Source organism: Streptomyces hundungensis (assembly GCF_003627815.1).
Lineage (GTDB): Bacteria > Actinomycetota > Actinomycetes > Streptomycetales > Streptomycetaceae > Streptomyces > Streptomyces hundungensis_A.
The window spans coordinates 5394980-5407607 of sequence record NZ_CP032698.1 but is presented as its reverse complement, the minus strand read 5'-3'; the positions used below and the strand labels follow the sequence as shown (position 1 = coordinate 5407607).

Sequence of the window (12628 nt, the reverse complement as noted above, 5' to 3'; positions counted from 1 at the left end):
CTCACCAGTCCAGCTCGTTGGCGGTCTTCTCGGCGATGGCGGGCGAGCAGGTCATGCCGCGTCCGCCGGGCCCGGTCACCAGCCACACCCCGTCCCGCACCTGTTCGCGGTGGACGACGCGCGAGGTGTCGGTGCACTGGGCGTAGACCCCGGCCCAGCGCCGCTCGATCCTGGGCAGCGGACGCCCCAGGAAGGACTCGACGACCCGCACGAGGTGGTCGTACGGCTCCTCCAGCACGTCGAAGGCGAAGGGGTGCTCGTACTCGTGGGTGTCGCCGATGGTCAGCCCGCCGTCCGCCCGCTGCACCATCAGGAGCTGCATCCGGTGCGCGGCGGCGAGGGGGTCCTGGGCCTGCCCGGCGTTGAGCGCGTCGAGCGCCTCGCTCGCGTACGCCGGGTAGTAGCGGAAGCTGTCGGCGTCCGCGAGTGAGGTGGTGAGCGGCTCGCCGAGTGGTGCGGTCTGCATCATTTGCAGGCGTACGCGGCGCACCGGCAGGTCGGGGGCGAGTTCGCGCATGAGCCCCCCGAGCCAGGCGCCGGTGCACAGGACCACTCCGTCGCCGCGGTGCGTGTCGCCGTGGTCGTCGCGGACGGCGGGCCCGCTCGGCCCTTCGGTGACGTCCCGTACTTCCCGTCCCCCCAGGAAGGTGTACCGTCCCGACGCCAACAGGGCTTCTTGCAGGGCGAGTTGGGCGGTGCGGGGTTCGACGGCGGCGTCGCGCTCGCACCACAGGGCGGCGGTTAAGTCGCCCCGCAGGGCCGGGTTGAGGGCGCGGGCCCCGGCGGCGGTGACGATCCGGTAGCCGCGGGCATCGGCGTCCGCGCGGGCCACGGCGGCCTCGGCGACGGCCACTTCGAGCTCGGTACGCAGGGGGGTCAGCGAGCCGTTGGGGCGGAAGCCGAGCCGGGGTACGCGCTCGCCGATGCCCTCCCACAGGGCGCGGGCGCGCAGCGCGGTCTCCAGCTCCTCGCCGCCGGCGCGGCCGCTGACCCATATCTGGCCGAAGTTGCGGAGCGAGGCTCCGCGCGGCTGGGTCTCGCGCTCGATGTGTACGACCTCGTGGCCGCGGTGCACTGCGTGCCAGGCGTGCATGGTTCCCACCACGCCGGCTCCTACGACGATGACTCTCACGACGGCCACGCTCCTTGGACAGGGTGTCCCGGGCCGGTCCCCCCGGCGACGGGTCGGTGAACGGGTCCCCAAGTCTGGACTAGACCCGTTACCTGGACGTTACCAACCGGGGGGCGGGGCTGGCTGGCCCGGGGCGCCCTGGGGCTCCGCCCCAGACCCCGTTCGCGCCTCAAGGGCGCTCGTCCTCAATCGCCGGACGGGCTGAGGTGGCCGATGCGGCCCAGCACCGAGTAGTTAGGGGCGCGGGGAACTGCGCGCCCAGCCACGCACGACCCGCAGACGAAAACGGGGTTGCCCTGGGGCTCCGCCCCAGACCCCGTTCGCGCCTCAAGGGCGCTCGTCCTCAATCGCCGGACGGGCTGAGGTGGCCGATGCGGCCCAGCACCGAGTAGCTAGGGGCGCGGGGAACTGCGCGAGAAGCGACCACGGCCCGCAGGATCGAGGGGGTTTAGGGGCGCGGGGAACTGCGCGGAAAAGACCGCTAGCGGGCCAGGTGGGTGGTGAAGGAGAAGCGGTCGCCGCGGTACAGCGTCCGGACCCGCTCGAGCGGCACCCCGGCCGCATCCCGGGAAACCCGATGGATGAGCAGCATCGGCAACGCAGGAGGCGTACCGATGAGCAACGCCTCCCGAGGCGTCGCCAGCACCGTCTCGATGCGCTCGTCGACGTCCCCGAGCGCCAGGCCGAGCCGATCGCGCAGATAGGCGTAGAAGGAGGAGTCCGGCTCGAACTCCGTGTCCAGGTCGGGCATCCGGGACACCGCCGCGTACGTACTCTCCAGCCCCATCCGCTCGTCGTCCGCGAGCAGCACCCGCTCCATGTGCCACACGGGCTCCCCCGCCGGAGCCCGGTCTCGGCGGCGAGCGCGGGCGGGCAGGGGAACCGTTCGAGGGCGATGAGGTGGCGGCCGGGCGTACGGCCCTGGCGGCGTACGCCCTCGGTGTAGCTGGCCAGCGACAGCGGCTGCTCCAGTTTGGCGCCGGCCACCACCGTGCCCCGGCCCTGACGGCGCAGCCTGCCTTCGAGCAGCAGCTCGCGCAGCGCCTGGCGCACGGTCTCCCGCGCGACCTCGTACCGCAGCGCCAGATCCCGCTCGGTCGGCAGCGCCTGCCCCTCCTCCAACTCGTCGATGAGCAGGGCCACTTGGGCCTTGACGGCGTAGTACTTGGGGATGCGTCCATGGTCCGGGATGCCGGAGCGGATGGGGGCGCCGGGGGCCTGGTTCTCCGGGTAGCCGGTCAGGGAGTCGTTCGGGTTTTCCACGGGCTCGATGCTCGCACGGGCAGGTGAACGGCCGGGGCGGTGCCCACCGTTCAGCGGCGCCGGGTACGCGGTCCTCGCGCCGCCACGACCAGGGCCGCGCCCGCGAGGAGGAGGACCGCTGCGGTGAGGGCGAGGCCGGCCAGCGCGCTGCCGCGGCCGGTCTCGGCGAGTTCGGTGTCGATCCGCTCCAGCAGATCGCCCTCGGGCACGATCGCGAACCGGTAGTCGCCGGACTCCCCCACCCACTGCCCGTTGCTGCCCCGGCGTTGCACGATCGCGGCGTTGGCGGTGACCCGGTCGGCCACGGCGTCGGCGCCGAAGCCGAGGCGCACCGGCACGGTGAGGGTCTTGCCCGCGCCGATGGTGAACCCGGGGAAGCCGTCGTCGAAGACGCCGATGTGCTCGTCCTGGTCCGTCCCGAGGAAGGTGACCGGGTGCTTGCGGCCGGTGGCCGGGTCGTCGAAGTCCATCCGCAGCTGGGAGTTCTTCAGGGTGCGGTCCCGGTCGACCAGGACGAGCACGGGGTGGATGGCGTCGCAGGTCTCGCGCGAGGTGTTGGTCAGGTCCAGCGACCAGCTCTGGCTTTCGTCACCCGGGTGGTACTCGGCCGGCCCCCCGTGGATCTTGGTGTCCAGCGGGAACGCGGTGCCGGTCCGGCTCGCGCACAGCGGCAGCTTCGCGGAGAGCGGCGGGTCGACGGGCATCGCGGCGACGACCGGCTTGCGCGGCGCGAGGTCGTGACGGCCGGGCGGCAGCCCCCCGTCGTCGGCCGCGGCCACCCCCGCGAGCGGGGCGATGGTGGCGGCGACCACTGCGGTGACGAGGGCAGTGCGCGGTCGCAGTCGCGGTCGCAGTCGCAGTCGCATGAGGGGCCTTTGCTGCTCGCGGGTCGGCTCCGGTCGAGCCCGTTGTGGTCGGTTCCGGCGGTTTTCGGCGGGTTCCGTTCGAGTCCGTGTCGGTCGGTCCGGTCGTGGAGCCGCGAGCCTTCCACGTCGCCGCCCACCACCCCGCGCGCCACGTCCGGGTCGGCCCCGGGCGCCCGGGAAGACCGCCCTATCAGCCCAACATCGTCCCGTCATACGGACGTGCGCAGGCCACGTGGCGTGTGGGGACGGGACGCTGCCGCGTCCACCCGTCCCTACGGCTGGGGATACGCCACGTTCGCCCGCCCGAAGACGGGGACGAGCACGAGCTGGGCCGCGCCCTCGGCCACGGCGTGCGGCCCTCCCGCGGCGGGGCCGACCGGGATCGCGGGGGCGCCGCCGCGCCGGGCGCGCTCTTCGACGACCGCGCCCACACCCCGTACGAACGTGTCCTGGTCGGCGGTGACGGTACGGCCGCCGAGCAGGATCGCGTCGATGTCGAGCAGCCCGACGAGGTTGGCGGCCCCCACGCCCAGGAAGCGGGCCGCCGCCGCGATGTCCCCGCGGGCGACCGAGGCCAGACAGAGCGCCTCGATGCAGCCGCGTCCGCCGCAGCCGCACACGGGCCCGCCGAGCAGGATCGTCTGGTGCCCGAACTCTCCCGCCCCTGTACGGGCGCCGCGGTGCACGGCGCCACCGAGCACGAGCCCCGCGCCGAGTCCGCTGCCCAGGTGGATGTAGGCGAACGAGCCCGCCCGGCCGCCGGCCCGCAGGGCCAGACCGAGGGCCGCGGCGTTGGTGTCCTTGTCCAGGACGACCTTCCGGCCGAGCCGGTCGGCCAGCGCGTCGCGCAGCGGGAAGCCGTTCCAGTGCGGGAAGCCGGTCACCCGGTGCAGCACCCCGCTGTCGTGGTCGAGGGGGCCCGGCATGGCGACGCCGACGCCGAGCACCCGCCGCCCGCCGGTCAGCGCCTCGGCCTCGGCGGCCGCGGTCTCCACCACGTCCGAGGGCTTGGCGCCGAGGTCCAGCGGCACGGTCCTGGCGCCGACCAGGGTGCCCGCGAGATCGACCAGGACGGCGGTCAGCTCGTCGCGGTCCAGGTGCAGGCCTATGGCGTGCGCGGCGGAGGGCACCAGCTTGAGCACGGTGCGCGGCTTGCCGCCGGTGGAGGCGCGGCGGCCCGCCTCGGTGGCGGTGCCCTCGTCCCGCAGCCGCCCGGTGATCTTGCTGACGGCCTGCGGGGTGAGCCCGGTGCGCTCGGCGAGTTCGAGCCTGCTGATGCCGTGCTCGCCCGCCGCCCGCAGCAGGTCGAGGACGAGCGCGGCGTTGTGGTTGCGCAGGGCCGGCAGGTTGGCGCCCGTAGTGCTCGTGTTCACCGAACCATTGTCCCTCTTGCTTGCACTTTGGCAACAGCATTGCTTAAGTGGATGCCATGAAGGATCCCATGAACGCTCCCCAGACCGAAGGCCTGCGCGTGGGACTCGTGGGCTACGGCCTCGCGGGCTCCGTCTTCCACGCCCCGCTGATCGCCGCGACCGAGGGCCTGGCCCTGGACACCGTCGTGACCTCGAACCCGGAGCGCCGGGCGCAGGCCCGCGCCGAGCACGGAGCCGCGCTGCGCTTCGCGGACTCCCCCGAGGAGTTGTACGACGCCGGCCTCGATCTGGTCGTGATCGCCTCGCCGAACAAGACGCACGTGTCGATCGCGACCGGCGCCCTCAAGGCGGGCCTGCCGGTCGTGGTCGACAAGCCGCTCGCCGGTACGGCGGCCGAGGCGCGCGACCTCGCCTCTCTCGCCGAGGAGCGCGGCCTGCTGCTCTCGGTCTTCCAGAACCGTCGCTGGGACAACGACTTCCTGACCCTCCAGCGGCTGATCGCGGACGGCGAGCTCGGTGAGATCCAGCGCTTCGAGTCGCGGTTCGAGCGGTGGCGGCCGCAGCCCAAGGGCGGCTGGCGCGAGTCGGGCGACCCCTCGGAGATCGGCGGTCTCCTCTACGACCTGGGCAGCCATGTCGTGGACCAGGCGCTGGTCCTGTTCGGCCCGGCGCTGCGCGTCTACGCGGAGGCCGACGTACGCCGCCCCGGCGCCCAGGCCGACGACGACACGTTCATCGCGATCACCCACGCGAACGGCGTCCGCTCGCACCTGTACGTCAGCGCGACCACCGCGCAACTCGGCCCGCGCTTCCGGGTGTTGGGGTCATCGGCCGGATATGTGAAGTACGGCCTGGACCCGCAGGAGGCGGCGCTGCGCGAGGGCGAACGACCTTCGGCGGGCAAGCCGTGGGGCGTGGAGCCCGAGTCGCTGTGGGGCCGGATCGGCTCCGGCGAGTCCCCCCTGACGGGCGGCGGCGACCCCGTGAAGACGGCGCCGGGCGACTATCCCGCGTACTACGCCGCGATCGCGAAGGCCCTGCGCGAGGGCGGCGAGCCGCCGGTCACCGCCCACGAGGCCGCGGCCGCCCTGGACGTCCTGGAGGCGGCCCGCCGCTCGGCCCGCGAGGGCGTGACGGTGGAGCTGGCGCTGTGAGGGCCCACGCCACGACGGCGAAGCCGCAGACCGCGGAGGGCGCGAGCGTGAGCGGGAATCGCGCCGAGGGCGCCCCGGCCACGGACGCGACGCCGGCGGGCGGACCACCGGCCGCCGACCCGGTGGCGGCCCTCGAAGCCGAGCGCGAGCGCCTCGTCCTTAGCCGGTTCAGCTACGAGGACGCCTGGCAACTCGGCCTCCTGCTGCGCGAGTTGGCCGTGGAGCGAGCGGCTCCGGTCGTGATCGACGTACGGCATGGAGCACGGCAGGTGTTCCGGTGCGCGCTGCCCGGATCCAGCGCGGACAACGACGCCTGGATCGACCGCAAGCGCCGGGTGGCCGAACGCTACGCGGCCCCGTCGTTCCTGGTCGGCGCCCGCTTCCGCGCCAAGGGCACCACCTTCGAGGACGCGTCACGCCTGGACCCCAACTCCTATGCCGCACACGGGGGTTCGTACCCCGTGTCGGTCGAGGGCGTGGGGATCGTCGGGACGGTGACGGTGTCGGGCCTGCCGCAGGCGGAGGACCACGCCCTGGTGGTCGAGGCGCTGACGCGATGGGTCAACACCCGCGACCACCAGGGCGGTTGAGAAGCGCGAGCCAATCCCGGCTCTCAGTGCCCCTTCCGTAGCCTCCTCAGACCCTTGGGCTTGCGGGTCACGGCCAGGGTGGCGCCGCCGGCCGCGACGAGCGTGACCGCGATCCCGCCGATCACCATCGTGGTGCCGGAGGGGGTCCCGGTGTCGGGGAGTTCGCCTCCGCCGTCGCTCCCGTGCCCGCCGGAGTCACTGCCGCCGTCGTTCCCGCCCGAGGCCCCGCCGGTGTTCGTGCCCTCGGAGTCCGTGGGGCTCGGGGTCGGCGGTTCGGGGGTCGGGGTGGGCGGTTCGGGCGTCGGCGGCTCGGGGGTCGGTGGGTCGGGGGTGGGCGTGGGCGGTTCGGGGGTGGGCGGAGTGGGGGTCGGCTCCTCGCCCCGGCAGCCGGGCAGGTCCCCGTTGAAGGGGTAGGCGTGGATCTCCTGCCCGCCGCCCCCTCCCACCACGGAGGTGTGGACGAGCGAACCGACCGTGAAGAAGCGGCCGTTGAGCCCGGGCAGCGTGACGGTCGTCGTGCTGTCACCGTTGCCGACCAGAACGCTGCCGGAGAACTGCCCGCTGCCGCGCAGCCGTACCGTTTCGGCGTCGGGGAAGTTCCAGAGCAGCCGGTCGCGGAGCGCGGCCGGGAGCATCCCCATGTAGGTGTTGATCTCGCGTACGTCGCCGGTGAGGTTGACCAGCACGGTGGCCCCGGCCGGGATGCCGGTGAACAGGAAGCCCTGCGCCCGGCCGCTGGGACCGGTGAGGTCGAAGTCGACGTTGAAGACCTGGAGGGGGGACTTCCCGTCCCCGGTGAACAGGGTCTCGTTGCCGTTGTTCCTGGCCGTGCCGGTGGCGTGCCGCGGCTTGCCGTCGACGTAGGCGTAGCAGTGGCTCGCGGCGGCGAGGTTCGGCTTGAGCCGGGCGTACGGGGCGGCGGCGTCGGGGTCGTGGACGGTCCGGGGCCGGACGGTTCCGGTGAGCGTGCCGCCGTGGCGTACGACGCCGAAGACCGAGCCCTCCTCGGCGAGCAGGCGCTGGCCGGCTGCGACGACGACGTCCTGGCCGGTGGTGAGGAAGTCGGTGCCGTTGTCCGGCGGCACGCGGGAGCCGACGCCGGCTACGCCCACGTTGTAGACCTGGGAGACCCCGGTCGCCTTGTGCTGGTCGAACTTCCCGAGGACGACGACCTTGCCCTCGGCCTCGGCGGCGGCCTGACGCACGAGGAAGTCGCCGCCGACGAAGACGTTGATGTTGTTGTCCCGCCCGGCGAGCGACCCGTTGTTGGGGTCCGGATACGGCACGACCGGGCAGTGGCTGCCCTTGCAGGGCCCGAGCCCGTCCGGCAACGGATCGGCGAACCCGAACGTGCCCATCGCCCCGACCACCACGGCCGCCCCCACGACAACGGCCGAGGCGGTGGCGGCCCTTTTCCGAATCCCTGGCGTATTTCGCATAGACGCAATATGCGAACTTAACCCCGGTCTTCCCCCGAGACACGCACAAACCGGCCCCCGTCCGGCGGCACGCCGGGCCTGCGGGGCGGGAAGGGATGCCCGCCGGGGGCGGGCGTCACGACCACCGGGGGCCGGCCGCCAACGAAAGCGACACCACCCACAGGTGCCGAACCAGCCAACCCCGCCGAACGGGCGGGCGGGTGGGAAGGGGGCCCGCCGCAGGCGGGCGTCACGACCACCGGGCGGCAGCCGCCAACGGGACAGCACCACCCACAGGTGCCGAACCAGCCAACCCCGCCGAACGGGCGGGCGGGTGGGAAAGGGGCGAGGGCCGCCAGGCCCAAGCCCCCCCCAACCCCCCACCCCCCGGAGGGCTCACGCGTCTTTGAACCCCTGCCGCTGCCGCCCCAACCCCGCAACCTCAAGCTCCACAACGTCCCCCGCCCGCAGATACGGCTTGGGCTCGGGCTGCCCCATGGCCACCCCCGCGGGCGTACCGGTGTTGATGACGTCGCCCGGGTACAGCGTCATGAACTGGCTGACGTACCGGACGACCTCCGCGACGGAGAAGATCTGCTGCGCCGTGGTCCCGTCCTGCTTGAGCGATCCGTTGACCCAGAGCCGCAGCGAGAGCGCCTGCGGGTCCGGGACCTCGTCCCGGGTGACCAGCCACGGCCCGAGCGGGTTGAACGTCTCGCAGTTCTTGCCCTTGTCCCACGTGCCGCCGCGCTCGATCTGGAACTCCCGCTCGGACACGTCATGCGACACCGCGTACCCGGCGACGTACGCCAGCGGGTTCTCGTCGTCGCTCACGTAGCGCGCGGTGCGCCCGATGACGACGGCGAGTTCGACCTCCCAGTCGGTCTTCACCGAGCGGCGCGGCACGAGCACCGTGTCGTGCGGTCCGACCACCGTGTCCGCCGCCTTGAAGAAGACGACCGGCTCGGCCGGGACCGCCGCGCCGGTCTCCTCGGCGTGGTCGTGGTAGTTCAGCCCGATGCACACGACCTTGCCGATCCGCCCCACCGGCGGCCCGACGCGTACGCCCGGGTCGTCGAGCGCGGGCAGCGCGCCGGTGTCCGCCGCGGCCCGTATCCGGTCCAGTGCGGTTTCGTCGGCGAGCAGTGCGCCGTCGATGTCCGCCACTAGGCCGGACAGGTCCCGTAGGGTCCCGTCGGCGTCGAGAAGCGCCGGGCGCTCCTGTCCCGCGTCGCCTACTCGCAGCAGCTTCATGGTCAGTCTCCCTTGGTCGAGCCGGGCCCGGCCGATGGGTAGCGGCCATCGGAGGATCGTCCGATCCTCCAAGGTGTACGTCCACTCCGCAAGACCCCGTTCACAAACTGGACCGTAACCAGGGTCATGGCTGCTATACGGCGGCGAGCGCGGGCAGCGTGTCCTTGTAGAGGAAAGCCCGCTCGACGGCGGTCCAGGTAGTGCTGGTCACCACGTAGAGCGCGGCGGCGAGCGGCACCACGGCGACGGTGAACAGCGTGGCGAAGGAGAGCAGCGGCATGAACTTGTTCATCGCCGCCATCCCCGGCACCGCTTCCTGCCCGCCCGGCGCGGCGACGGGGTTGGCCGCCATCTGCCGCTTCATCCGGCGGTAGTTGAAGCTGGCGACGGCCGCGACCACCGCGAACAGCACGACGTACACCAGGCCCTGCGGTCCGAACGCCCCGCCGTGTGCGAGCGCGTCCGTCCAGCATCCGCCGAGCGGCGCCCTCAGGAGGGTGTGGTCGAGCAGCGCGTTCGCCCGGCCGCCGATCTCCGCGCTGGAGAACAGGTGGTAGAGCAGGAAGAAGGCGGGCATCTGGAGCAGGCTGGGCAGACAGCCCGAGAACGGCGACACCTTCTCGGCGGCATGCAACTCCATGATCGCCTTCTGGAGTGCCTTGCTGTCCTTGCCGTGCTTCTCGCGCAACGCCGCCAGCTGCGGCCTCAACGTGGCCTGCGCTTTCTGACCGCGCGCTGCCTGCCGCGACAGGGGGTGAACAGCGAGACGTACAAGAGCAGTGAAGAGCACGATCGCGGCAGCCGTCGACGCACCGTGGAAGGCGGGTTCGAGCAGGGCGGCCAGGTGCTCGGTGAGGCTCGCGAAAGCGCTGAAGAGGGACGTGAACATGAGGAACCCCTCCGGGGGTCGGGTCTCGTCAGGAAGGACACGGGTGCGCGGGGCACACGACGCACGCAGGCACGTGGCAGCGCGCGGTGGCGCAAACCGGAAGGCGCCTGTCGGCGCACGGTGGCGCACACGGAAGGCGCCTGTCGGGCGCACGGTGGCGCACACGGATGAAATGCGTATCGGCGCGCGATGGCGCACACAGATCAGGTGCCTGTCGGCGCACGATGGCGCACACGGATCAGGTGTGTATCGGCGTGACGAGCCGGGAGGAGCGGGGTGTTGGGCGGGTGCCCCTACGCGGCCGTCGGGACGAGAGCCCCGGGCGCTCGGGGCCGCGGCCGCCCGGAGGCGTCGGGGTCGCGCTGCGCGAGGAAGGCGGTACGCCGTTCCCGGTCGCGGATGGCGGTGCGCACCCGGGTGCGCGGCACCTGCGGCACCGCGCGCGAGGCGAGCGTCGCACACACGGCGAGCGCGGAGCCGGCGGCGGCGGTCGCGGCGAGCGCGACGGCGGCCGAGAGCATCCCGCCCTCGATGAGGACGGCCTGGGCGAGCAGGAAGAGGAGCAGCCCGAACAGGGGCCGGGCAAGCCGTGCGCACCGCGCGATGACGCCGCTCATGCCGCCTCCCTCGGTCCCTCGTCCGCCGCCGTTTTCCTTCCAGCCGTTATACACGACGTTCGAACAGCGGCTGAAGCAGCCGCCTGGGCGCCCGCAGCGCGCGGCTCACCGGATCCTCGCCCGGACCGAGCCCGACGCCGGGCCGCATCTCAACGTCCTCGGGGTCGACGACCCGCCCGCACGCCCGGCACTCCCCGTACGTCCCGAGCTCGGTCCCGCACTCGGCGTGGTGGAAGGTCCGCATCGGCCGCGCGTCGGGGTTGACGGCCCGCCCCCAGACCCCGAGCGCGCGCACCGTCGGCCACAGCGCCCGCCCGAGCTCCGTCGGTACGTACTCCTCGCGCGTCGGCGCCTCCTGGTAGCGGCGCTTCTCCAGGACCCCGGCCTCGGTGAGCGTCTGGAGGCGGGCGGCGAGCACGGCGCGCGGGATCTTGAGGTGGACCAGGAAGTCGTTGTAGCGGCGCACCCCGTAGAGGGCGTCCCGCACGACGAGCAGGGTCCAGCGCTCACCGATGATCTCGAGCGCGCGAGCCACGGAGCACTCCTGCGCGGCGTAGTCGTAGTCCTTGCGGAGAGCCATGGGAGCAGTCTACCGAAGTGGGTTCAGTGAAAGAACCTTCGGTGCTAGGGTCGGCGCCGCGGGTTGGCTGAATAGACCCGTCCCTGATTCCGCCTCCACGAGGACGTCATGACGCAGGCCATACGCCCCACCGCCCCCACCCGGCCCACCGGAGCCGGGGCCACGGCGCGCCCCGGCGCCACGCTCGCCGTCACCAGTGCCGCCACCCTGGTCGCGCTGATGAACTACACCGCCCCGATGCTGACGCTGCCGGACATGACGGCGTCCTTACACACCGCGCTCTCCGCCCAGGCCTGGCTGCTCAACGGCGCCCCGCTCGGGCTCGCCGCGCTGCTTCTGATCGCGGGCAGCCTCGCCGACGACCACGGCCGACGCCGCGTCTTCCTGGTCGGCACCCTCGCCCTCGGCATCACCATGGCCCTCGGCGCGCTCGCCCCCACCACCTTGACCTTCACCCTCGCCCGGGTCGCCCAGGGCATGGCGTCCGCCGCCATCCTCACGAGCAGCCTCGGTCTGCTCGTCGCCGCCTTCCCGGCCGGTCCCGCCCGCATCCGCGCCACCGGCGTGTGGGGCGCCTTCGTCGGCGGGGGCACCGCCCTCGGCCCGCTCCTCGCCGGCGCCCTGACCTCCCTCAACTGGCGCTTCGTCTATGGCGTGTTGGCCGTGGCGGCGCTGGCGACCGCCGGGTTCGCGCTACGCGCCCTCACCGAGTCACGGGCCCCGCGCGGCGGCCGACCCGACGTTCCGGCCGCGATCACCCTGGCCCTCGCGTTCACTTCCCTGATCGGCGCGCTGACCCTCGGCCGTGACGGCTGGCTGCGCCCCGGCGTGCTCGCGCTCCTGGTGGCAGCCGCCGTCCTCACGACCGCGTTCGCCCTCGTGGAGCGCCGCGCCACCAGCCCCATGATCGACCTGGCGCTCTTCCGCCGCGCGGATTTCCTGGTGTCCTCGGCGGGCGCCCTGTTCACCGGCCTCTCGGTGATCGGCTTCTTCAGCTATCTGCCCGCCCTGCTCAGCCGGGCACTGGGCACCTCGCCGATGACTTCGGCCTGGCTGTTCGTGCTGTGGTCGGGCTCCGCGTTCGTGGTGGCGCTCCAGACCAGGCGCCTGGCGGGTCGCGTCACCGCCCGCCACCAGCTGGCCATCGGCTTCGTCCTGCACGCGGTCGGCGCGCTCGCGATGCTGGGCGCCCTCGCCGCCGGGCCGCTGCCGCGCCTGATCCCGGGCCTGGTGATCGCGGGCATCGGCAGCGGTCTGCTCAACGCCGCGTCCCCCCGCCTCGCCGTCGAATCGGTGCCCCCCGAGCGCGCGGCGATGGGCTCCGGCGCCAACAACACGGCCCGCTACATCGGTTCGTCGGCGGGCGTCGCCCTCACCATCGCGGTGGCCCCCGCGGGCCCGGACACGGTGATCGTGGTCTCCGCGTCGCTGGCGGCGGCGGCCGCGCTCCTGGCGATGGTGCTGCGCACCCGCCCCCGCCCCCGCCCCTGAG

General features: G+C 73.2%; 11 protein-coding genes and 1 pseudogene. 3 read left to right on the top strand and 9 right to left on the bottom strand.

Annotated elements, in window-relative coordinates; all coding sequences use genetic code 11:
• Position 1: 1 nt before the first annotated feature.
• The 4 genes and pseudogenes from DWB77_RS23990 to DWB77_RS23975 form a co-directional block, all read right to left on the bottom strand.
• The gene (locus tag DWB77_RS23990; RefSeq protein ID WP_120723206.1) at positions 2-1132 is read right to left on the bottom strand and encodes a TIGR03364 family FAD-dependent oxidoreductase; all 1131 of its coding nucleotides are present in this window, start codon (positions 1130-1132) and stop codon (positions 2-4) included.
• 481 nt (positions 1133-1613) lie between these two features.
• Positions 1614-2374, bottom strand: a pseudogene (locus DWB77_RS23985) (GntR family transcriptional regulator).
• Between the two features lie 71 nt (positions 2375-2445).
• Positions 2446-3261: a hypothetical protein gene (locus tag DWB77_RS23980; RefSeq protein ID WP_120723205.1), complete on the bottom strand. Its 816-nt coding sequence runs from the start codon at positions 3259-3261 to the stop codon at positions 2446-2448.
• 272 nt (positions 3262-3533) lie between these two features.
• Entirely contained in the window at positions 3534-4634 is a 1101-nt protein-coding gene (locus DWB77_RS23975; protein ID WP_120723204.1) for an ROK family transcriptional regulator, read from the bottom strand.
• Positions 4635-4702: 68 nt separating this feature from the next.
• Here DWB77_RS23975 and DWB77_RS23970 point away from each other — a divergent pair, with 68 nt between their 5' ends.
• Together DWB77_RS23970 and DWB77_RS23965 are read left to right on the top strand one after the other, a co-directional pair.
• Positions 4703-5788: a Gfo/Idh/MocA family oxidoreductase gene (locus tag DWB77_RS23970; RefSeq protein ID WP_174248613.1), complete on the top strand. Its 1086-nt coding sequence runs from the start codon at positions 4703-4705 to the stop codon at positions 5786-5788.
• Positions 5789-5910: 122 nt separating this feature from the next.
• Positions 5911-6378 (top strand): heme-degrading domain-containing protein, encoded by a 468-nt coding sequence (locus DWB77_RS23965; protein WP_120728167.1) that lies wholly within the window; start codon positions 5911-5913, stop codon positions 6376-6378.
• Positions 6379-6401: 23 nt separating this feature from the next.
• Here DWB77_RS23965 and DWB77_RS23960 read toward each other — a convergent pair whose 3' ends face one another.
• From DWB77_RS23960 to DWB77_RS23940, 5 genes are all read right to left on the bottom strand, one after another.
• Positions 6402-7817 (bottom strand): choice-of-anchor A family protein, encoded by a 1416-nt coding sequence (locus DWB77_RS23960; protein WP_120723202.1) that lies wholly within the window; start codon positions 7815-7817, stop codon positions 6402-6404.
• Positions 7818-8192: 375 nt separating this feature from the next.
• Positions 8193-9050, bottom strand: a complete 858-nt coding sequence (locus tag DWB77_RS23955) for a fumarylacetoacetate hydrolase family protein (protein ID WP_120723201.1) — start codon at positions 9048-9050, stop codon at positions 8193-8195.
• A 133-nt stretch (positions 9051-9183) separates the two neighbouring features.
• Complete coding sequence (locus DWB77_RS23950) at positions 9184-9939, bottom strand: YidC/Oxa1 family membrane protein insertase (RefSeq protein ID WP_120723200.1); 756 nt, start codon at positions 9937-9939, stop codon at positions 9184-9186.
• 293 nt (positions 9940-10232) lie between these two features.
• The gene (locus DWB77_RS23945) at positions 10233-10556 is read right to left on the bottom strand and encodes a DUF6412 domain-containing protein (protein ID WP_120723199.1); all 324 of its coding nucleotides are present in this window, start codon (positions 10554-10556) and stop codon (positions 10233-10235) included.
• 46 nt (positions 10557-10602) lie between these two features.
• Positions 10603-11136: a winged helix-turn-helix transcriptional regulator gene (locus tag DWB77_RS23940; RefSeq protein ID WP_120723198.1), complete on the bottom strand. Its 534-nt coding sequence runs from the start codon at positions 11134-11136 to the stop codon at positions 10603-10605.
• Between the two features lie 108 nt (positions 11137-11244).
• Here DWB77_RS23940 and DWB77_RS23935 point away from each other — a divergent pair, with 108 nt between their 5' ends.
• Positions 11245-12627: an MFS transporter gene (locus tag DWB77_RS23935; protein WP_120723197.1), complete on the top strand. Its 1383-nt coding sequence runs from the start codon at positions 11245-11247 to the stop codon at positions 12625-12627.
• The last annotated feature ends 1 nt before the right edge of the window (position 12628 follow it).

What these genes read in the sequence shown, in the direction of transcription:
- DWB77_RS23945 (WP_120723199.1), bottom strand. Translation starts at nt 10,556, where the DNA reads ATGAGCGGCGTCATCGCGCGGTGCGCACGGCTTGCCCGGCCCCTGTTC.
- DWB77_RS23940 (WP_120723198.1), bottom strand. Translation starts at nt 11,136, where the DNA reads ATGGCTCTCCGCAAGGACTACGACTACGCCGCGCAGGAGTGCTCCGTG.
- DWB77_RS23960 (WP_120723202.1), bottom strand. Translation starts at nt 7,817, where the DNA reads ATGCGAAATACGCCAGGGATTCGGAAAAGGGCCGCCACCGCCTCGGCC.
- DWB77_RS23980 (WP_120723205.1), bottom strand. Translation starts at nt 3,261, where the DNA reads ATGCGACTGCGACTGCGACCGCGACTGCGACCGCGCACTGCCCTCGTC.
- DWB77_RS23955 (WP_120723201.1), bottom strand. Translation starts at nt 9,050, where the DNA reads ATGAAGCTGCTGCGAGTAGGCGACGCGGGACAGGAGCGCCCGGCGCTT.
- DWB77_RS23970 (WP_174248613.1), top strand. Translation starts at nt 4,703, where the DNA reads ATGAACGCTCCCCAGACCGAAGGCCTGCGCGTGGGACTCGTGGGCTAC.
- DWB77_RS23950 (WP_120723200.1), bottom strand. Translation starts at nt 9,939, where the DNA reads ATGTTCACGTCCCTCTTCAGCGCTTTCGCGAGCCTCACCGAGCACCTG.
- DWB77_RS23935 (WP_120723197.1), top strand. Translation starts at nt 11,245, where the DNA reads ATGACGCAGGCCATACGCCCCACCGCCCCCACCCGGCCCACCGGAGCC.